A 19,678-nucleotide genomic window follows, 5' to 3' on the forward strand; every position below is an offset into this window, starting at 1 on the left:
ACGCCATGCACCCCACTCGCAAACGCCGCCTGTATTTGATCCTCGCCCTGCTGGTTGCTGCTGGCATTGCCGTTGCGCTTGTCGCACTCGCACTACAGCGCAACGTGGCCTATCTCTACACCCCTCACGAAGTATTGAGCGGTAGCGCAGGCGAAAACGTCACCTCCGGGCAGGCGCGGTTTCGCTTGGGCGGCATGGTGGCCAAAGACTCATTCAAACGCGCCGCTGGCTCAATGGAAGCGCATTTTGATGTGGACGACGGCGATGCCAAATTGCCCGTTGTCTATACCGGTATCTTGCCGGATCTCTTTCGTGAAAATCAGTCTGTCGTGGCAACCGGCCGCATGAAGGGTAAGGTCTTCGTAGCCGAAGAAGTGCTGGCCAAGCACGACGAGACCTATATGCCTAAGGAAGTTGCCGACAAAATGTCGCAGGCACATAAGAAGCATCATGTTGAAGACGCGGCACAAGCACCCGCCGAAGGCGCACAGTAATGTATCCCGAACTTGGTCAAATCGCACTGGCGTTAGCCCTTCTTGTGGCTACGCTGCAAGCCCTGCTGCCACTTTTAGGCGCGCACCGTAACCATCACGACATGATGGCTGTGGCACGCCCTGCTGCCTACATGCAATTACTGCTGGTAGGGCTGAGTTTTGCAATTTTGACCCACGCCTTTGTGGTGAGCGATTTCTCGGTGCAATACGTCGCCGAAAATTCCAACTCATTATTGCCGGTGCTGTATCGCTACACCGCGGTTTGGGGCTCACACGAAGGTTCGCTGCTGCTGTGGGCATTGGTACTGGCGATCTGGACGGGCGCGGTGGCGCGGCTGTCGCATAACCTTCCCGAACATGTCGTAGCACGCGTGCTTGGGGTGATGGGGATCATCTCGGTCGGTTTTCTGGCCTTCCTCATCTTCACCAGCAACCCATTCATCCGCATCCTGCCCGCTGCTGGCGAAGGCCGCGACCTCAACCCGCTGCTGCAAGATCCGGGGCTCATCATGCACCCGCCGATGCTGTACGCCGGTTACGTGGGCTTTGCCGTACCGTTTGCATTCGCAATTGCTGCGCTACTCGAACGTCGTATCGACACCCAGTGGCTGCGTTGGACACGTCCATGGACGAACGCGGCATGGGCGTTTCTCACCCTTGGGATTGCTATTGGCAGCTGGTGGGCCTATTACGAGCTAGGCTGGGGCGGCTGGTGGTTCTGGGACCCGGTTGAAAATGCCAGCTTCATGCCGTGGCTGGTTGGCGCCGCACTGATTCATTCGCAGGCCGTCACCGAAAAGCGTGGCAGCTTTGGTGGTTGGACGCTGCTACTTGCCATTGCCGCATTCTCGCTCTCGCTACTGGGTACCTTCTTGGTGCGCTCTGGTGTGCTGACGTCGGTACATGCGTTTGCGGCCGACCCTTCACGCGGCCTGTTTATCCTCATTTTCCTTGGCATCATCATTGGCGGCTCGCTGTTGCTGTATGCACTGCGCGCACCGGATACCGAATCCAACGCCAAGCCCTTTACCGCCAGTTCGCGCGAAACGCTTCTGCTGCTCAACAATCTTTTGCTTTCCACCGCCTGCGCGATGGTGCTGCTTGGCACACTGTACCCACTGCTGGCCGACGCACTGGAACTGGGCAAAATTTCGGTAGGCCCGCCTTATTTTGCTGCGATGTTCATGCTGCTCATGGCCCCGCTGGTGGCGCTGATCCCGTTTGGTCCGCTCACACGCTGGCAGCGCGATGATCTTGGCAAGCCCACCCGCATGCTGATGCCGTGGGCTGTGTTGGCATTGATTGGCGCGACACTGGCCTTTTTCATGGCCCCGCAAGGGCAATGGAAGGCGGCACTCGGCGTTCTTGGCGCACTTTGGGTGGGTGCAGGCACGCTGTATTTCGTTTGGCAGCGCCTGCGCAGCAGTGGCCGCATCACTCGCGAAATGCTGGGCATGGCATTTGCGCATTTTGGCGTGGCGGTGTTCCTTATCGGTGCGCTGCTGGTAGAAGGGCTTGGTATGCAGCGCGAGCTGGCAGTAAAAGCTGGCGACACAGTGACCCTAGGCAGCTATAGCTTCCGCTTCGACGGCATTCAAGAACGGCCCGGCCCCAATTACGTGTCCGACTACGGCACCGTGTACGTCAGCAAAAACGGCGGCACGCCCGTTACCCTGCACCCTGAAAAACGCAAATATGTGGCGGGTGGCCAAGTGATGACCGAGTCCGGCATTTCGCAAGGCTTTCTCGCAGACGCCTACGTGGCCATTGGCGAATCACTTGGCAACGACGCATGGGCCATGCGCGTGTACGTCAAACCCTTTATCCGTTGGATCTGGGGCGGCGCCTTGTTGATGGCGCTGGGTGCTGGCATCACCGCCTGCGATAAACGCTTCCGTGTTAAAGCCCCCGCCGCGGCTAAGGCGGCTCCCCAAGCCCCCATCGATGCAAGCCAAACTGCGGCACAAGGAACCCCCGCATGAAACCTTCTCGCTGGCTTCCGCTAGCCGCGTTTGCCCTACTTGCAGCGCTATTGGCGGCAGGTGTTTGGATGAGCCGCAAACCCAATCGTGAAGCGCTTCCTTCGCCGCTCATCGGCAAGCCCGCACCAGATTTCGTGCTTCCCGTTTTGCATGACCCTTCCTACAAAGTGGCCATGCAAGACCTGCGCGGCCAGCCGTTCTTAATGAATGTGTGGGGCAGCTGGTGCGTGGAATGCCGCGCGGAACACCCCGTACTCACACGCTTTGCTGAAACCAAAAAGCTGCGCATCGTGGGTTACAACTGGAAAGACGAACCCGCCGACGCCTTGCGTTGGCTGGAGCAGTTCGGCAACCCCTATATGGTGGTGCTCTCTGATGAAGAAGGCCGTACCGCGCTGGACTGGGGTGTGTACGGCGCACCCGAATCTTTCTTCGTGGATGGGCAAGGCATCGTGCGCTGGAAGCATGTAGGCCCGCTGACGGATGCCATCATTGAGCAAGAACTTATGCCGCAAATGGCCAAATTTGGGGTGAAGTAATGCGCCACCTACTTCTTGCCACCCTGCTCTGGCTGGCCACACTACCAGCCTTTGCCCAAGCCAATCAGCAGGCCGACGCCGCACCGCTGGTGTTTCAATCGAGTGCTGAAGAAGCGCGCTTCCACAACCTAACCCTGCAACTACGCTGCGTAATGTGCCAGAACCAATCGCTGGCCGACTCCAACGCACTGATCGCCCTGCAGCTGCGCCGCGAAGTACTTGACCTCATGCGTAAAGATATGAGCGATGAGCAAATCAAAACCTATCTTGTGCAGCGCTACGGCGAGTTCGTTCTGTACAAGCCTAAATTAGAGGGGCGCACCTGGCTGCTTTGGGCGGGCCCCGCACTGGTACTGCTGTTTGGTGCAGGCGCGGTAGTCGCCATCGTTCGCCGCCGTAAACCAACGGCCGCAAGCCCAGCAACCAGCGAAGACGATCAGGAGTGGTAATGGCGGTTTTTATTAGTGTAGCGGCACTGCTTTGCCTGTTTGTTCTTGCCTTGCTCTTGCGCCCGTTGTGGCGGCAGGCGCGCGGCGTTGCGCTTGGCATTGGCATCGTGACTCTTTGCTCAACTGCATTGCTCTATCGCTTAGTAGGTACTCCACAAGCGCTGAACCCCACTCTACGGCAAGCACCGCAAACGCTAGAAGACGCCATCGTGCAACTTAAGGCCGCGCTCGAACGCGACCCGCAGCAAGCCGAAGGCTGGGTGCTGCTGGGGCAGGCTTACCAGCGCCAAGGCAATGCCGCGGCCGCCACCGATGCCATTGGCAAGGCGGCAAAACTTGCGCCAGATAACCCAGAAATCTTGACCAGCGCTGCGCAGTCACGCGCGCTTGCCGACCCTAATCGCGCTTTTGATGCACAGGCGATCGCTTGGCTCAACGCCGCGCTTAAAGCCGACCCTAACCACCAGCGTGCCCGTTGGTTTCTGGGCGTTGCACAGCGCCAAGCTGGACAAAATGCAGAAGCGGCCGCCACCTGGGCACCTCTACTAACCCAAGTGGATAAGTCCACATCTGCAAGCCTGCTACGCGAAATCAATTTGGCGCGAACAGAAGCCGGGCTGGCGCCGCTGGCTGCACCTGTGGCTGCCCCCAAGCTAGCAACTGTAGAAGTCAATATTGACCCGGCGCTACTGAAGTCTCTGCCGCCAACGACAAGCGTGTTTGTCATTGCCCACCAAGTGGGCGGCGCGCCGATGCCCGTGGCCGCACAAAAACTCGCGCTTACTGACTTGCCATTAAAAGCCGAGCTGAGCGACGACGACAGCCCAATGCCCACGCTCAAACTTTCTCAGTTAAAAGAAGTGGAGCTGGTGGCGCGCATTTCACAAAGCGGTGAGGCGAGCAAGCAAGCAGGCGATCTTGAATCCAAACCTGTGCGCGTAGCCCTACCCATGACCAAGCCGGTCGTGCTGAACATTGATGAATTGCACTGAAATACACACCCTTTAGCTAGCTTGACAGGGTCAATTTCAGGGGACTATAAATTTCCCCAGCACAGACATATATACACATGGGTGCCTAGCTTAGCCTCTCTTCCTAGGTACCTGCTTTTGGCTGTTATTTGATAGTTCCCACTTTGGAGTATCGAAATGCCTAAGCTTAAAAACACCCTCTGCCTTTCCGTTGCCATCGCAGCGCCACTATGCGCTTCCGTTTCGGTGGCTGCCGTTGAACCCCAAGGCACCACCCAGGCAAGCCAAGTTCAAGTAACGCCCACTAGCGATCAAGCACAAACAGCTTCGAGGCCCACAGCCAAGATAGCTAAAGAATCACACGGCAAATCAAAAACGCCTACTGTATGACGACAGCCGCAGGCGACATTCATTTCGACAATGCCAGCACGCGCAGCATCATGCACCAGCTTGCACAAGGGCCAATGCAACTTACTAGCATCGATACCTGTGCAGCCCCCGACTTACTCAACAGTATCGATATCATTTACATGGCGGAGCTTGCCGTTCCGGCAGATGCCCTTGGTGATCCAACAGCCGCTGCACGCCTCAATGCCGTGCTCGCAGCGCACGGAAACCCAATCAACGCATCCGCCACCGCTTACGGGGCAATCAACGCCTAGGGGGTTCATCCCCCTCTAAGATCATCCAAAATTGGGCAGTTCGGCCTGCTATCGCCGTGACAACGTTTAGCAAGTGTTTGCAGGGTACGCTGCATCGATTGAAGCTCTAAAATTTTTTCGCCAAGTGCATCGGCATGTGCTTGGGCTAATTTTTTTACTTCGCTACTCGCGCGCTTGGGATCATCCCAAAGCGCCAACAATTCACGAATCTGCTCGATTGAAAAGCCCAGCGTGCGTGCGCGCCGAACGAAGCGCAGGCGGTGCACATCGTCTTCGTTAAATAAGCGGTAGTTGGCAAAAGTACGGCTGCTGGGTTGCACCAAGCCAATACTTTCGTAATGACGAATCATTTTTGCGGACACGCCACTCAACTTCGAGGCTTGGCCGATATTGTGCAAGCCCTGCTCTAAGGCGTCGGCAAGCTCGGGAGGAAACGGCTTATGCGCCATATGCAGCCTTTAATCGTATTTTTGCGGCGACCAGCGCCGCAGCAGCAAAGAATTACTCACTACACTCACACTAGAAAGCGCCATGGCAGCGCCCGCGATCATGGGGTCCAACATGCCGAGCGCGGCCAGCGGAATACCAATGACGTTGTAGATGAATGCCCAAAATAGGTTCTGCCAGATTTTGCGCACAGTGCGCCTTGAAATATCAATGGCATCTGCCACCAAGCGCGGGTCTGGGCGCATCAAGGTGATCGCCGCTGCATGCATCGCCACATCTGTCCCGCTGCCCATGGCAAATCCCACCGTTGCTGCAGCAAGTGCTGGAGCGTCGTTGATGCCATCCCCCACCATGCCTACCGCACCTTGTTTGGCCAGCATTTGAATTTTTTGCAACTTATCAGCAGGCAAAAGCTCAGCGTGTATTTCGTCCTGCTGAAAGCCTAGACGTGCCGCCACCGCCCGCGCCGCCGCTGCGTTATCTCCTGAAAGGAGCAGCGGCCGAATGCCCATCGCGTGCAGCCGGGTAATGGCCTGCGCCGACTGCGGGCGAATTTCATCACCAAAAGCCAATAAACCCAGCAGCTCCCAACCGCGTGCGCTTTTAAGCGCTAACCACGACTGGCTATAACCTGCCTGCGCTGCGGCTTCGGCGGCCGTGCGCGCCGGGCCTAGATCAATGCCAAGCGCCGCCATCCAACGAGCATGCCCCAGCACAATGCGCTGCCCCTCTACTTGCCCTTCAATCCCCTGCCCGGCCACAGCACGGCTTTCGGCTACCGCAACAGCCTGCACGTCGCGCGCCTTGGCTGCGTTCAATACCGCCTTGGCCAACGGATGTTCGCTGCCCGCTTGCACACCAGCCGCGAGGGCTAATAGCCTGCCTTCATTACCATCAACAGCATACAACAGGGTGAGTGTCGGTTGGCCAACGGTAAGTGTTCCGGTCTTATCAAACGCGATGGTGCGCAGATTGCGCGTGTGTTCCAACGCTTCTACATCTTGAATCAAGATCCCCGCGCGTGCTGCCACGCCTGTTCCTGCCATTACCGCCGTAGGTGTTGCTAGGCCCAGCGCACACGGGCAGGCAATAACGAGTACCGCAACCGCATTGAGCAGGGCTTGCGTCCAATCGCCTTGGATCAGCCCCCAGCCCAATAATGTAAGCAGCGCAATGCCAATGACAGAAGGCACGAACACGGCACTCACCTGATCAACAATCCGCTGGATCGGTGCTTTCTTCGCTTGTGCATCTTCCACCAAGCGCACGATGCGCGCCAAGACAGACTCAGCCCCTACCGCGAGCGTGCGGATACGCAGCATCCCTTCGCCATTCACGGCGCCACCGGTAACGCGATCGCCAACACTTTTCGCCACAGGGAGAGATTCACCGGTGAGCAGAGATTCGTCGTTATGACTGTTTCCTTCTTCAATCACCCCATCCACTGGAATGCGCTCACCGGGGCGCACCAGTACCGTATCGCCCACTGCAACGTCCGCAATGGGGAGTGTTACCTCCTTTCCTTCGCGCAGTACCTGCGCCGTTAGCGGGCGTAGCGCCTGCAATGCACGAATGGCATCGCTGGCTTGACGCTTGGCCCGTGCTTCTAACCACTTGCCCATCAAAATCAGCGTAATCACGACAGCCGCCGATTCAAAATACAGCGGCACTGAGTGGTGCTCGCTACTGGCCACAAGCAAGTTGTAAATGCTAAGCCCATAGGCCGCACTTGTACCTAGCGCGACCAGCTGATCCATATTGCCACTGCGTGCCTTCAGCGCCGCCCAGCCAGCGCGGTAAAACCGCGCGCCCAACCAAAATTGCACCGGCGTGGCGAGCAGCCACTGCACCCACCCCGAAAGCTCCCAATGCACGCCAAACGGCATGGCCAGCATGGGGGCCACCAGTGGCAACGAAAGCACCGCCGCCAGCAGCACATGCCAGGCTTCTTTTGAAAGGCCGGCTTGCGGCTCTGGCTTGACGGGCGCGTCATCGCGCAGCTCGCGTGCGCCGTATCCGGCTTTTTCAACCGCCTGTAGCAGCGCTGCAACGGCTACGGCTCCACGCACGCTGGCGCTTTCGGTTGCCAAATTGACGGTTGCTTCCTGCACCCCAGCCACTTTGCGCAGTGCTTTTTCTACGCGCCCGGCGCACGATGCGCAGGTCATCCCGGTAATGCCTAAGCGGAGGTTAGCCGTAAGGTTCATGGTGGCTTTGGCCTTGAATGAATCGTCGAGAAGGCCACTTTAATCCTTCCCATCGTGTCAATGTCAAACGCATTGTACCGCTTGACCTTCCCACTATGTCAGGGTGCATCCTAACGGCCTGATACCCCACAGCCAAAGGCCAATTCCATGCTTTTTAAAGTTGAAAATATGAGCTGCCAGCACTGCGTCAACGCAATTACCCGGGCGCTGCAGGCGCTGGACAAACATGCTGACGTCACCGTGGATTTAAGCAAGGGCGAAGTGTCCGCACACGGTCAATTCAGCGCGGCCGACGTGATCGCTGCGCTCCAGGAAGAAGACTACCCGGCAACACTCATCCACGCCGATTAAACCGCGCAACTGTGCCAAAAGTCAGTTGACGCTGCTTCCGCTGAGCAACAAGAATCGCTCGTATTGCGGCCAAAACGCCCCCGTTTTGGCCTTCAACGGAGAGCCCCCTTGTTACGACGCGAATTTCTTACCCTGTCCGGCCTTGGCATGGCGGGGCTGCTACTCCCAAACGCCCATGTCATCGCGGCGGAACAACTGCTTGAACCCAATGACGTTCGGCGTAATAAACGGCTCGCCGACGCGGTGCTTACCGAAGGCAAACGCTTGGGTGCGAGCTATTGTGATGTGCGCATTGGCCGCTATCTGAATCAAGCGATCATGACCCGCGAGGCGACGGTACAAAACGTCACCAATAGCGAATCTACCGGCGCGGGCATCCGCGTCATCGTTGATGGGGCTTGGGGGTTTTCGGCCACCAACGCACTCACGGCGGCGGGCGTACTTGCCGCCGTCCAGCGCGCCGTGGCCATCGCCAAGGCCAATGCAAAAACTCAAACCGCACCCGTGCAGCTCGCCAGTACGCCCGCACTAGGAGAGGTCAGCTGGCGCACACCCATTCAAAAAAATGCGATGGCGGTGCCTGTTAAAGACAAGGTAGAACTGCTGCTGGGTGTGAATACCGCGGCCATGGCCGCAGGTGCCAATTTCATCAATTCGCAGCTGTTTTTGGTGAATGAACAAAAATACTTCGCTTCTAGCGATGGTTCTTGGATCGACCAAGACATTCACCGTATCTGGCTGCCGTTTACCGCAACCGCCATTGATAAGAGCAGCGGTAAATTTCGCACGCGCAACGGGCTGTCGGCCCCTATGGGAATGGGTTGGGAATTCCTCAACGGTGACCCAGCGGGCAAATACCACCTACCCGGTGGCATCATCGGCTACGAACACGCATACGACCCGGTGGAAGATGCCATCGCGGCAGCCAAGCAAGCGCGAGAGAAGCTCAAAGCACCTTCGGTGAAACCCGGTAAGTACGACCTCGTACTCGATCCATCAAACCTATTTCTCACCATCCATGAAAATGTCGGCCACCCGCTGGAACTCGACCGTGTACTGGGCTACGAGGCCAATTATGCGGGCACTAGTTTCGCCACACTCGATAAGCGTGACGCGGGTTTCCGCTGGGGCAGCGAGATCGTCAACTTCACCGCGGACAAGACAGAACCGTATAGCCTTGGTGCCGTCGGTTACGACGACGAAGGCGTTAAAACGCGCCGCTGGGATCTGATCAAAGACGGCATTTTGGTGAACTACCAAGCCACCCGCGATCAGGTACATATTTTGGGTGAAACCGCATCACAGGGCTGCAGCTATGCAGACTCTTGGTCGTCGGTGCAGTTCCAGCGCATGGCCAATGTCTCGCTGGCCCCCGGCAAGAAACCGCTCACGCCCGCACAGATGACTAAAGACGTAGAAGATGGCTTGTATATCTTCGGCCGAGGCTCCTACTCCATCGACCAACAGCGCTATAACGCGCAATTTGGTGGCCAACTGTACTACCGCATTCGCAAAGGCGAAATCGCGGAAATGGTGGAAGACGCGGCCTACCAAATCCGCACCCCCGAATTTTGGAATGCCTGCACCGCCATCTGCGACGCAAAGGATTTCCGTCTTGGCGGCTCGTTCTTCGACGGCAAGGGCCAGCCGGGTCAAGTATCGGCGGTGTCGCACGGCTCCAGCACCACGCGCTTCAACGGGATCAACATCATCAACACCGCGCGTAATCTTGGTTAAAGCCGCAGCAAACGGCGTTTCCTATGTCAAAAGTCATTTGCGTGGACGCACGTTCAATGACAAGAATCAGCATGCGTAACATCAGACTGTATCCCTGCCTTGCTCCATTGTGACTTGCCACCTTGAACTCGCGGAGAACTGCCTTGCAACGACGTGACTTTCTTGCCCTTTCCGGGCTTACCGCTGGCGGCTTATTGCTGCCCTCCTTTTTCGGCCGCGCCATCGCCGCCGAACAACTGCTGGAAACAATCGACCCTGCACTAAAAAAACGCCTAGCCGATGACGCCATGACCGCCGCCAAAGCTGCAGGTGCCAGCTACTGCGACGTGCGTATTGGCCGTTATCTACGCCAAGCCGTGATGACGCGCGAAAACAAGGTGCAAGGCATCATGAATGGCGAGTCCACCGGTGTGGGCATTCGCGTGATTGCCAATGGTGCGTGGGGGTTTGCGGCCACCAATGAACTCACCCAAGCAGGCGTTGTGCGCGCTGCGCAGCAGGCCGCGGCCATTGCAAAGGCTAACGCAAAAATTCAAACCGCACCGGTGCAACTAGCGAAAGCACCCGGCTTCGGTGAAGTGAGCTGGCGCACACCGCTTCAGAAAAACGCAATGGCCGTCCCAGTCAAAGAAAAAGCGGATCTATTACTAGGTGTGAATGCTGCGGCGATGGCCGCTGGTGCGAGCTTTGTGAATTCCACACTGTTTGCCATCAACGAACAAAAATACTTCGCCTCCACCGACGGCTCGTATATCGACCAAGACGTGCACCGTATCTGGGCGCCCATGAGCGTAACCGCCATCGACAAGTCCAGCGGCAAATTCCGTACTCGCGCGGGACTTTCCTCGCCAATGGGGATGGGCTACGAATATCTGGACGGCAATGCCGCCGATAAGACCGTTCTACCGAATGGCGTCACCGTGTACGGCAAGTCTTATGACATGCGTGAAGACGCCGTAGCCGCCGCCAAGCACGCGCAAGAAAAGCTCAAAGCACCGTCGATAAAGCCCGGCAAGTACGATCTTGTACTGGACCCGTCGCACACATGGCTCACCATTCATGAATCGGTGGGGCACCCTCTCGAGCTCGACCGCGTACTGGGCTACGAGGCCAACTACGCAGGCACCAGCTTCGCCACACTGGACAAGCAGAAAGAACACTTCCAGTACGGCAGTGACAAGGTCAACATCTTTGCTGACAAACTCCAGCCCGGCAGCCTTGGTGCGGTGGGGTACGACGATGAAGGCGTGAAGTGCAAAAAGTGGGATCTAATCAAGGGCGGCAAATTGATGGATTACCAAGCCATCCGCGATCAAGCCCATATCCTTGGCAAAACCGAATCTGACGGCTGCTGCTACGCAGATTCATGGTCAAGCGTACAGTTCCAGCGCATGGCCAACGTATCGCTCGCCGCAGGCAAAGACGCGCTTTCGGTGGCCGACCTCGTGAAGAATGTCGAAAACGGCATCTATATCGTCGGTGATGGCTCCTTCTCCATCGACCAACAGCGCTACAACGCGCAGTTCGGTGGCCAGCTGTTCTACGAAATCAAAGACGGCAAAGTCACCCGCATGTTGGAAGACGTGGCGTACCAAATCCGCACACCGGAGTTCTGGAACGCTTGCGTGGCTGTAGCTGATGAGCGCGACTACCGTCTTGGTGGTTCGTTCTTCGACGGCAAAGGTCAGCCCGGACAAGTCTCGGCCGTGTCACACGGGTCGAGCACCGCACGCTTCAACGGCATCAACGTCATCAACACCGCGCGCGCGCTCGGCTAACCGGCGCTTTAGGGAGATAATTACAGATGAGCATTCTTACCGAAGCACAGGCCAAAGCCATTTTGGACAAGGTCATGCAGCTATCCACCGCCGACGAGTGCAGCGCAACGCTGCAAGGCTCGATCGACGGCAACGTGCGCTTCGCGTTGAACAATATCTCCACCAGCGGCATCGTGGATAACACCCAGCTCAACGTCGTGGTGGCGTACGGCAAGCGCGTGGGCATGGCCAGCATCAACGAGTTTGATGATGCGGCGCTGGCACGCGTGGTTAAGCGCGCCGAAGACCTTGCCAAACTCGCCCCGGAAAACCCGGAGCACATGCCACTGATCGGCAAGCAAACCTATAAACCCAGCAACACGTTTAGCGAATCGATTGCCGCCATTACCCCTGACTACCGCGCACAAGTCGCGGCCGACTCCATCGCCCCCTGTCGCGGTAAAGGGTTGGTGGCAGCAGGCTTTCTTGAAGACGGCCAAGGCTTTGTAGCCACCGCCAATAGCAAGAAAAATTTTGGCTACCAGAAAACCACCAACTTCAATTACACCTGCACCGTGCGCACCGAGGACGGGCGAGGTTCGGGCTGGGTGGGGCATGATGTCAAAGACGCCAACGAGTTCAACGCCAGCAAAGACATCCAAGTCGCCATCCGTAAAGCGCGTGATTCCGCAGGCGCCAAGGCATTAGAACCGGGCAAGTACACCGTAATCCTAGAGCCTGCCGCCGTCGCCGGGCTGGTTGGCTTCATGATGAACTTCTTCGATGCACGTAGCGCCGATGAAGGTCGCAGCTTCCTATCCAAGAAAGGCGGCGGCAATAAGCTGGGCGAACAAGTGTTCGACTCACGCGTCAACGTCATTACCGACCCGTGGGATGAACAAGCCCCAGTGCTGCCGTGGGACGGCGAAGGCCTACCGCGCGAGCGTATGGATATTGTCAAAAACGGCAAGGTGATGAACCTCAATTATTCGCGCTACTGGGCGGATAAGCAGGGCAAAACCGCCAACGCACGGCCCGGCAATATCTTGATGGCAGGTGGTGATAAATCCACGGCAGACCTCGTGCGCGGCACGCAAAAAGGCATCTTGGTTTCGCGCACGTGGTACATCCGCATGGTGGACCCGCAAACGGTGCTGCTCACCGGTTTGACCCGCGACGGCACGTTCTATATTGAAAACGGCGAAATCAAGTACCCCATCAAGAACTTCCGTTTCAACGAATCGCCGGTCATCATGCTCAACAACATCGATGAGCTAGGTAAGCCGGTGCGTGTGCAAGGTGATGAGTCCAATACGGTCATGATGCTTCCGCCCATGCGTCTGCGTGACTTCACCTTCACCTCGCTCTCTGATGCGGTGTAAGGACATAGAGTGAAGCGCAGCGAATTTCTGCGCCTGCTCATGGGCGCATCGGCGGCACTTCTACTGCCGCCGGTGCGTGCCGCTTCCCACTACGATTTTTGGTTTACGCGCTTAAAGTACGACTCCGGCGATTGGGACGTGGACGCGCGCATGCCGTCTAACCTCATCACCTCGTTAATCGACTACACGCATCTTCGCATCGACCCAAAAGAGCATGTTGTCGCCTTGTCTGACCCCAAGATACTGGAAGCGCCGTTCTGTTACTTGGCTGGACATAAATTGGTTGAATTTAATCCCGCTGAGCGCCGCAATTTTGAACGCTATGTGCGCAACGGTGGGTTCGTGTTTGTGGACGATTGCAACCACGATATCGACGGTCTATTTGCCAAATCGTTCGAAGCGCAAATGGCTTCTATCTTTGGCAAATCAGCGCTGAAGAAATTACCCAATAAGCACCCGCTCTATTCCAGCTTCTTCAAGTTCCCCGATGGCCCGCCAGCAACGGGGTTTGAACTCAACGGCTGGGGCGATGATTTGGTGCACGACTACCTGAAGGGAATCGAGATCAACGGCCGCCTTGGCCTGCTTTACAGCAATAAAGACTACGGCTGCGAATGGGACTACGACTGGCGCAATAAGCGCTTTCTTGCCGAAGACAACACCAAATTCGCCGTCAATATCGTGATGTACGCACTGATGTCCTAAACCCCATGAATGCCCCCATTACCGAAACCCAGCTTGCACAGCAAATCGAAAAATTAGCGCAACTCCGGCAGGCCATTGCACAAGCGATCGTAGGCCAGCACGATGTTGTTGAACAGCTTTTAATTGGCCTACTGGCTGGTGGCCACTGCCTGCTTGAAGGCGTACCCGGCCTAGGAAAAACGCTGCTGGTGCGCTCGCTTGGGCAGGCCTTGGATCTACCGTTTCGGCGCATCCAGTTCACCCCCGATCTCATGCCCAGCGACATCCTCGGCACCGAGCTTTTGGAAGAAGACCACGGCACCGGCAAGCGCGCATTTCGCTTTCAACAAGGCCCCATCTTCACCAGCCTGCTACTGGCCGATGAACTGAACCGCACGCCGCCCAAGACACAGGCAGCCCTGCTTGAAGCCATGGCCGAACGCACCGTGAGCTATGCGGGTACAACATGGCCACTGCCCGCACCGTTCTTTGTGCTGGCCACGCAAAACCCACTGGAACAGGCAGGAACCTACCCACTTCCCGAAGCCCAGCTCGACCGCTTCTTGCTGCACATCAAGCTGGACTACCCAGACGAAGCCGACGAACGCGCCATTCTGGCGCAAACCACCGGCAATCAAACCGGCAAAGTGCCCAAGGTGATGGAAGGCGGCGATATTCTTGCGCTGCAAGCCTTAGTGCGCGACGTACATATGGGCGATGACCTTTTGCTTTGGATCACCCGTTTAGTACGCGCCAGCCGTCCTGCCGATGCAGCCGCTCCCGCCGCCGTGCGCAATTATCTACGCTGGGGCGCAGGGCCACGCGCGGGGCAATCACTCGTGCTTGCCGCGAAAGCACGTGCGCTCTTGCAAGGCCGTTTAGCCGCCACTCGCGATGATGTCACCGCACTCGCAGCCCCCGTGATGCGTCACCGTCTGCTGCTCTCGTTTGCCGCAGAGGCCGAACAAAAGCAAGCCGACGACGTGATTGCCGAACTGCTGCAGGCGGTTCCCTTCCCGATGCACTAGCACTTACCTGTGATGGAAACGTTGATTCCGCCCGACGTGCGCAGCCGGTTGAAAGACCTGCACCTGCACGCACGCCGTGCCATTGGCCAGCGCGGCATTGGCAACCACCGCAGCCATAACCGCGGTGTGGGGCTGGAGTTCTCGCAATACCGCGCTTACGAACCCGGCGATGAACTGCGCCAAATCGACTGGAAACTTTACGCACGCTCCGACCGTTTCTTCGTGCGCGAATCCGAACGTGAAAGCCCACTCACGGTTTGGCTACTCATCGACACCTCCGCTTCGATGGCACAGGCCGATCAAACCAAGCCGCACTGGCAGCGCCTACACGCCGCGCAATCACTTGCCGCATGCGTGGCCGAACTTGCCATTCAGCAGGGCGACCGCTTCGGCATGTTGGGGCTGAACAACCAACAACTACAGCCGCTCCCTCCCAGCCACGGCCCACGCGGGCGTAACCGTTTATGGCTTGCGCTCAATAAGCTCACCGCGCGTGGCACCTTCCCACAAGGCGAGCAGCTCAAGCCGGTTTGGGAGCGCATCGCCGCCAACGATCTTGTCGTGCTCCTTAGTGATGGTTTTGATGAAGCCGCCATTGCACTGGCCGAACGCTTAGCCAAGGCTGGGCGCGAAGTAGTGATGATTCAACTCATCACTACAGAAGAGCGTGACTTCCCATTCTCCGGCGGCTATCTCTTTCGTGACCCTGAAACCGGCGAGCAGCTCCCGGGCGATGCTAAAACCCTGCGCGCAGACTACCTGCAACGCTTTAATACAGCGCAATCGGCGCTCACCGCGAGACTTGCAGCCGCAGGCATTCCCCACGTTCGCTACACACTAGGCGAGCCACTCGACGCGCCGCTGCGCGCGCTCTTTGCACAGCAGGTGCGCGCGTGAATGCCGTTCTGCTCGCACCGGCCGCACTTGCGGCACTCGCTGCGCTTGCGCTACCGCTGCTCATCCATCTTGCGCGTAAACAGCAATTAAAAACACTCGATTTTGCCGCGCTGCGCTGGCTGCGTGCCAACCCGCGCCCGCAAAAACGCCTGCATTTAGAAGACTGGCCGCTACTGCTCACCCGCCTCGTACTGCTTGCCTTAATTGCGCTTTGGCTGGCCAAGCCCGCCATGTATGGCATGGATGAAAAAACACCCTATGTTGCAGTGATGCCAGGCGTATCGGCACCGACTCTTGCAGCGCAAAACCTCCCCAAACAAGCGCGGCTGCACTGGCTCAGCCTAGACTTTCCAGCACTGTCGGCCGCTGCTCCAACCACGCCACAGCCCACAGCCAGCCTGCTGCGCCAGCTTGATGCCGAGCTTCCCGCCGATGTTCCAATGATCGTCATCACCACCGCGCAATTTGACGGTGCAGATGCTCAAGCGCTTCAGCTATCGCGCAAAATTGATTGGCGCATCACCTCCAATCGCCCCCCGCAGACGCAGCCTGCACAAGGGCTGCCCAAGCTTTATGTCTGGGCAGATACGTCCCAGTCGAACGCAGCCTCTTACTTTGAAGCAGCAGCTTTTGCGTGGATGGGTAACAACACGCACTATCTTGTGCAAACGAATTTCAACCCACCCAGCACAACAGCCGATACGGTGGTCTGGCTCAACAGCAGGCCCTTGCCCCAGCCTATTCTGCAATGGGTTCGCGCAGGCGGGACAGCGCTTACGGCCAATACCACGCCCCTCTCAAAATCATTGCAACTGTCTCCACATTGGCAAGATGAAAACGGCCAGACCTTAGTGGAAGGCGCGGCATTAGGCCAAGGCCAGCTACTGCGCTTCACCCGTGCGGTGAACGCCACAGCCATCCCTCTACTTATGGATGTCCGCTTCCCCGAACAACTGCGCACCATGCTACAACCCAACGCGCAGCAAGCAACGCGCGCCGATGCACGCGCCTATCGCCCCAATACAGGTGCGCGCCGCGCCCCGCAACCACCGCTGCCACTCGGCACTTGGCTAGGCGTATTAGTCGCACTCGTATTTCTATTCGAACGCGGCCTCAGCTTACGCAACCGGCAGGGGGCAGCCGCATGACACAAGCCCCGCTATTGGCGCATCTACGCAACGCAGCGCGTCTTCGTATCAGCTTGATCGGCGTGGCCTTCGCACTGCCGTGGTGCATCGCACTTTGGTTATCCCTTCGTCATGCGCACAGCATTCAATTCGCTAGTGGAGCCGTGTCGGCGTTCGTTGTTTTTGCCGCGGCGGCGCTGTTTTTCAAGCTTCGCAACATCACTACACGCTGGTGTGTTCATCAGCTCAATCAAACGCGCAAAGATGTTGAAGACAGCGCCGACCTACTTTTGCAGCATCCTTCGCTAACGTCCTTACAAACGCTGCAGCGCGAACGCTTAATCCAACGTTTGAGCAAAGTCCCCGCAGACCTGCGCCCACATTGGCCATTACGCAAATTAATAATTGGGCTGTGTTTGGCGGCGCTATCTACAAGCATTGTTCTGTACTGGCCAAACAAAGCGACTCTTGTTGATCTTCAAGCCCAACATGCCATCGCTATCACGCCTGCAGGCCCGATCACACTGCTGCGCTCATCGCTGAGCGCCCACCCTCCGGCCTATACGCACCTGCCTAACATTCAAAGCGACGCGCTATCGATTAAAACTGTGCAGGCCTCACAACTTTACTGGCAGTTACATTTTTCACGTCAGCCCAAACAGGCCGCATTAAAATTGTTTGACGGCCGTCGCCTGCCCTTACAGCGCAAAGGTGAAGCGTGGATCGCCAGCATGCCGCTTATGGCATCTACCCTCTATCGCATTGAAATTGATGGCGCGCTGCTCAATACCGAAAAACCGTGGCGTCTTGAAGCCAGCGCAGACCAAGCGCCACAGATTAAAGTGATCCAGCCCGAGCACAGCCTCACCAGTGCCTCGCCCACGCAGCAGCGCTGGGCATTGGCGTTTGAAGCCAGTGATGATTTTGGCCTTTCGCGCCAAGCCACACTGCACATCACGCACGCGCAAGGCAGCGGCGAGAATATCCAATTTCAAACCCGCACCCTGCCACTCCAAGGTCAAGGCGATCTCAAGCGGCTGCGCTTCACGCATACGCTTAACCTTCCCGCCCTTGGCCTGCAGCCCGGTGACGATTTAATTGTTCAACTTGAAGTAGAAGACAACCGCCGCCCGCAGCCGCAGCGTGTGCGTAGCAGTAGCTTGATCTTGCGCGTACAAACCCAGCAGCAAGCCGAAGCAGCAGGCATTGAAGGCGCGGTGAAACGCGTGCTTCCTGCCTATTTCCGCAGCCAACGCCAGATCATTTTGGATGCCGAAGCGCTGCAAAAAGAAAAGCCTAAATTAGCCGAACACAAGTTTATTGAACGCTCCGATAGTATCGGCGTGGACCAACGCATTTTGCGCCTGCGCTACGGCCAATTTTTAGGCGAAGAAGCCAGCGGTGCGCCCAAACTCCCCACCGCCGACGGCGACACCGACGGCGATCACGAGGGCGAAGATCATAGCGATGCACATGACCATGCCCAACCGAGTGAACCCACAGTTTTTGGCCAAGAATCTAACCTACTTGAAAGCTACGGCCACACCCACGACAACGCCGAAGCGACCACGCTGCTAGACCCAGAAACCCGCGCCACGCTCAAAAAAGCACTCGATCAAATGTGGCAATCCGAGCTGCATCTACGCCAAGGCAAGCCCGACCAAGCCCTTCCATTCGCCTACAAGGCGTTGGGCTTTATCAAACAGGTGCAACAGGCTAGCCGTATCTATCTGGCCCGTGTGGGGCCAGAGCTTCCCCCTATTGACGAAACACGTCGTCTTACCGGCAAACGCGATGGGCTCACATCACGCCCCGATATGCTGCAACCCGCCACATCCGCCAACCCGTCACTCGCTTTACTCTGGCAGCGATTAGGGGAAACCACCCTCAGCCCCCTCAACGCGGCCGATCTCAAAGCACTTCATGAGGCCGCTCCGCGCGCAGAAGACCCGCTAGCACTTCAGGCTGCGATAGACGTTTTGCAACACCAAAATAACTGCTTATCCTGCCGCAGCGAATTGCGCCGTTTAATTTGGCCGTTGCTCAGCACGCCTCCTGCCAGCGTAACGCGTCGCCCTACACCAAGCGCGCAAGGTCTGCGCTATTTAGACGCCCTGCAGCGCGAGAAAACGCCATGAGCCAGCCGCAGCTACTCACGCTTGGCATTCTCATACTGGCCGTAGTCTTCGGCTTGCTGCGCTGCACCTTGCGTCAACGCCGCGCGCCTATGCCAAAGCTTCGATTCACGTTTTTGCTGATCGCACAGCCCACACTAGCTGCGCTGCTCTATCTTGGGTTATACCCACCACTCACGGCCGTTACTGCAGATACGCTAACCGTCTTCACCGCAGAAGCGCCCACACCAGCATCTGCGGAAGGGCTACGCATCGCGCTTCCAGAAGCACCGCCAGCCGTGCAAGCACAGCACTTTCCAGACCTTGCCAGCGCACTGCGCCGCTTCCCAAACATAAGCCAGCTACACATCGTTGGCCAAGGGCTTGAACTCCGCGACCTAGAAGCCGCCAAGCGTCGTCCTCTAACATTTAACCCAAGCGCAAAACCGACCGGGCTGATCCAACTTTCAGCCCCGCGCCAAGTGGCTGTTGGTAATTCTTTTCAAGTATCTGGGCGCGTACAAGGCATTGCACAGGGGCGTGTTGAACTGCTCACACCCGCCCAGCAGCGTGCTGCGGAAACACGGTTAACCAGCCACGGTGCATTCTCACTTAGCGGTAGCGTTAAAACGGCTGGGCTGGCCGCATTTCAGCTGCGCATATTCGATGCCCATAACAAGCTGCGCGAAACCTTTCCCATTACACTTGAAGTTCAAGCGCCGCCGCCGCTTCGCATCCTAGTGTTGGCGGGTGCGCCCACGCCGGAGCTTAAATATCTGCGCCGCTGGGCGCTGGATGCCGGGGCCACACTGCACACCCGTATCAGCGCCGGTGACGGCTTAATACTCGG

General features: G+C 57.5%; 17 protein-coding genes and 1 pseudogene. 16 read left to right on the forward strand and 2 right to left on the reverse strand.

What is annotated here, in order from left to right:
- The first annotated feature begins 5 nt into the window (after positions 1 to 5).
- The 6 genes from ccmE (at position 6) to KUL77_RS06365 (ending at position 5,097) form a co-directional block, all read left to right on the forward strand.
- Positions 6 to 494 (forward strand): cytochrome c maturation protein CcmE, encoded by a 489-nt coding sequence (gene ccmE, locus KUL77_RS06340; protein WP_297144641.1) that lies wholly within the window; start codon positions 6 to 8, stop codon positions 492 to 494.
- Positions 494 to 2,476, forward strand: coding sequence for a heme lyase CcmF/NrfE family subunit (locus KUL77_RS06345; protein ID WP_297144644.1), 1,983 nt, complete (start codon positions 494 to 496; stop codon positions 2,474 to 2,476). Before ccmE ends, KUL77_RS06345 begins: the two co-directional genes overlap by 1 nt.
- Positions 2,473 to 3,015 (forward strand): DsbE family thiol:disulfide interchange protein, encoded by a 543-nt coding sequence (locus tag KUL77_RS06350; protein ID WP_297144647.1) that lies wholly within the window; start codon positions 2,473 to 2,475, stop codon positions 3,013 to 3,015. Before KUL77_RS06345 ends, KUL77_RS06350 begins: the two co-directional genes overlap by 4 nt.
- Positions 3,015 to 3,464 (forward strand): cytochrome c-type biogenesis protein, encoded by a 450-nt coding sequence (locus KUL77_RS06355; RefSeq protein ID WP_297144649.1) that lies wholly within the window; start codon positions 3,015 to 3,017, stop codon positions 3,462 to 3,464. The genes KUL77_RS06350 and KUL77_RS06355 overlap by 1 nt, the downstream gene beginning before the upstream one ends.
- Positions 3,464 to 4,456 (forward strand): tetratricopeptide repeat protein, encoded by a 993-nt coding sequence (locus KUL77_RS06360; RefSeq protein ID WP_297144653.1) that lies wholly within the window; start codon positions 3,464 to 3,466, stop codon positions 4,454 to 4,456. The genes KUL77_RS06355 and KUL77_RS06360 overlap by 1 nt, the downstream gene beginning before the upstream one ends.
- Before the next feature lie 365 nt (positions 4,457 to 4,821).
- Positions 4,822 to 5,097 (forward strand): hypothetical protein, encoded by a 276-nt coding sequence (locus KUL77_RS06365; RefSeq protein WP_297144656.1) that lies wholly within the window; start codon positions 4,822 to 4,824, stop codon positions 5,095 to 5,097.
- A 5-nt stretch (positions 5,098 to 5,102) separates the two neighbouring features.
- On the opposite strand, the gene cueR is transcribed toward KUL77_RS06365, so the two are convergent.
- Together cueR and KUL77_RS06375 are read right to left on the reverse strand one after the other, a co-directional pair.
- On the reverse strand, positions 5,103 to 5,546 hold the full coding sequence (cueR, locus tag KUL77_RS06370; RefSeq protein WP_297144658.1) for a Cu(I)-responsive transcriptional regulator: 444 nt from the start codon (positions 5,544 to 5,546) through the stop codon (positions 5,103 to 5,105).
- A 9-nt stretch (positions 5,547 to 5,555) separates the two neighbouring features.
- Positions 5,556 to 7,751, reverse strand: a complete 2,196-nt coding sequence (locus KUL77_RS06375) for a heavy metal translocating P-type ATPase (RefSeq protein WP_297144660.1) — start codon at positions 7,749 to 7,751, stop codon at positions 5,556 to 5,558.
- Between the two features lie 147 nt (positions 7,752 to 7,898).
- Here KUL77_RS06375 and KUL77_RS06380 point away from each other — a divergent pair, with 147 nt between their 5' ends.
- The 10 genes and pseudogenes from KUL77_RS06380 to KUL77_RS06425 form a co-directional block, all read left to right on the forward strand.
- Complete coding sequence (locus KUL77_RS06380) at positions 7,899 to 8,102, forward strand: heavy-metal-associated domain-containing protein (protein WP_297144662.1); 204 nt, start codon at positions 7,899 to 7,901, stop codon at positions 8,100 to 8,102.
- A 108-nt stretch (positions 8,103 to 8,210) separates the two neighbouring features.
- Entirely contained in the window at positions 8,211 to 9,839 is a 1,629-nt protein-coding gene (locus tag KUL77_RS06385; protein ID WP_297144665.1) for a TldD/PmbA family protein, read from the forward strand.
- Between the two features lie 143 nt (positions 9,840 to 9,982).
- Entirely contained in the window at positions 9,983 to 11,617 is a 1,635-nt protein-coding gene (locus KUL77_RS06390; protein ID WP_297144668.1) for a TldD/PmbA family protein, read from the forward strand.
- A 26-nt stretch (positions 11,618 to 11,643) separates the two neighbouring features.
- Complete coding sequence (locus KUL77_RS06395; protein WP_297144670.1) at positions 11,644 to 12,978, forward strand: TldD/PmbA family protein; 1,335 nt, start codon at positions 11,644 to 11,646, stop codon at positions 12,976 to 12,978.
- 39 nt (positions 12,979 to 13,017) lie between these two features.
- Positions 13,018 to 13,683, forward strand: coding sequence for a DUF4159 domain-containing protein (locus tag KUL77_RS06400; RefSeq protein ID WP_297144682.1), 666 nt, complete (start codon positions 13,018 to 13,020; stop codon positions 13,681 to 13,683).
- Positions 13,684 to 13,688: 5 nt separating this feature from the next.
- Positions 13,689 to 14,690: a MoxR family ATPase gene (locus KUL77_RS06405; RefSeq protein ID WP_297144672.1), complete on the forward strand. Its 1,002-nt coding sequence runs from the start codon at positions 13,689 to 13,691 to the stop codon at positions 14,688 to 14,690.
- A 12-nt stretch (positions 14,691 to 14,702) separates the two neighbouring features.
- On the forward strand, positions 14,703 to 15,587 hold the full coding sequence (locus tag KUL77_RS06410) for a DUF58 domain-containing protein (protein WP_297144674.1): 885 nt from the start codon (positions 14,703 to 14,705) through the stop codon (positions 15,585 to 15,587).
- Positions 15,584 to 16,735 carry a BatA domain-containing protein gene (locus KUL77_RS06415; RefSeq protein ID WP_297144677.1) on the forward strand — a complete coding sequence of 384 codons (1,152 nt, stop codon included), beginning with the start codon at positions 15,584 to 15,586 and terminating at the stop codon, positions 16,733 to 16,735. Before KUL77_RS06410 ends, KUL77_RS06415 begins: the two co-directional genes overlap by 4 nt.
- Positions 16,732 to 18,852, forward strand: a complete 2,121-nt coding sequence (locus KUL77_RS06420) for a hypothetical protein (RefSeq protein ID WP_297144679.1) — start codon at positions 16,732 to 16,734, stop codon at positions 18,850 to 18,852. The genes KUL77_RS06415 and KUL77_RS06420 overlap by 4 nt, the downstream gene beginning before the upstream one ends.
- Positions 18,849 to 19,678: pseudogene (locus tag KUL77_RS06425) on the forward strand (carboxypeptidase regulatory-like domain-containing protein); the annotation flags it as partial. The gene KUL77_RS06420 and the pseudogene KUL77_RS06425, both read left to right, overlap by 4 nt.

Source organism: Thermomonas sp., assembly GCF_019104945.1.
Taxonomy (GTDB): Bacteria; Pseudomonadota; Gammaproteobacteria; order Xanthomonadales; family Xanthomonadaceae; genus Thermomonas.

Bases quoted from the DNA above. Each gene is read 5' to 3' on its own strand.
- KUL77_RS06380 (WP_297144662.1), top strand. From the start codon at position 7,899: ATGCTTTTTAAAGTTGAAAATATGAGCTGCCAGCACTGCGTCAACGCA.
- KUL77_RS06355 (WP_297144649.1), top strand. From the start codon at position 3,015: ATGCGCCACCTACTTCTTGCCACCCTGCTCTGGCTGGCCACACTACCA.
- KUL77_RS06375 (WP_297144660.1), bottom strand. From the start codon at position 7,751: ATGAACCTTACGGCTAACCTCCGCTTAGGCATTACCGGGATGACCTGC.
- KUL77_RS06420 (WP_297144679.1), top strand. From the start codon at position 16,732: ATGACACAAGCCCCGCTATTGGCGCATCTACGCAACGCAGCGCGTCTT.
- KUL77_RS06405 (WP_297144672.1), top strand. From the start codon at position 13,689: ATGAATGCCCCCATTACCGAAACCCAGCTTGCACAGCAAATCGAAAAA.
- KUL77_RS06400 (WP_297144682.1), top strand. From the start codon at position 13,018: ATGGGCGCATCGGCGGCACTTCTACTGCCGCCGGTGCGTGCCGCTTCC.
- KUL77_RS06345 (WP_297144644.1), top strand. From the start codon at position 494: ATGTATCCCGAACTTGGTCAAATCGCACTGGCGTTAGCCCTTCTTGTG.
- ccmE (WP_297144641.1), top strand. From the start codon at position 6: ATGCACCCCACTCGCAAACGCCGCCTGTATTTGATCCTCGCCCTGCTG.
- KUL77_RS06365 (WP_297144656.1), top strand. From the start codon at position 4,822: ATGACGACAGCCGCAGGCGACATTCATTTCGACAATGCCAGCACGCGC.
- KUL77_RS06395 (WP_297144670.1), top strand. From the start codon at position 11,644: ATGAGCATTCTTACCGAAGCACAGGCCAAAGCCATTTTGGACAAGGTC.
- KUL77_RS06350 (WP_297144647.1), top strand. From the start codon at position 2,473: ATGAAACCTTCTCGCTGGCTTCCGCTAGCCGCGTTTGCCCTACTTGCA.
- KUL77_RS06360 (WP_297144653.1), top strand. From the start codon at position 3,464: ATGGCGGTTTTTATTAGTGTAGCGGCACTGCTTTGCCTGTTTGTTCTT.
- KUL77_RS06410 (WP_297144674.1), top strand. From the start codon at position 14,703: ATGGAAACGTTGATTCCGCCCGACGTGCGCAGCCGGTTGAAAGACCTG.
- cueR (WP_297144658.1), bottom strand. From the start codon at position 5,546: ATGGCGCATAAGCCGTTTCCTCCCGAGCTTGCCGACGCCTTAGAGCAG.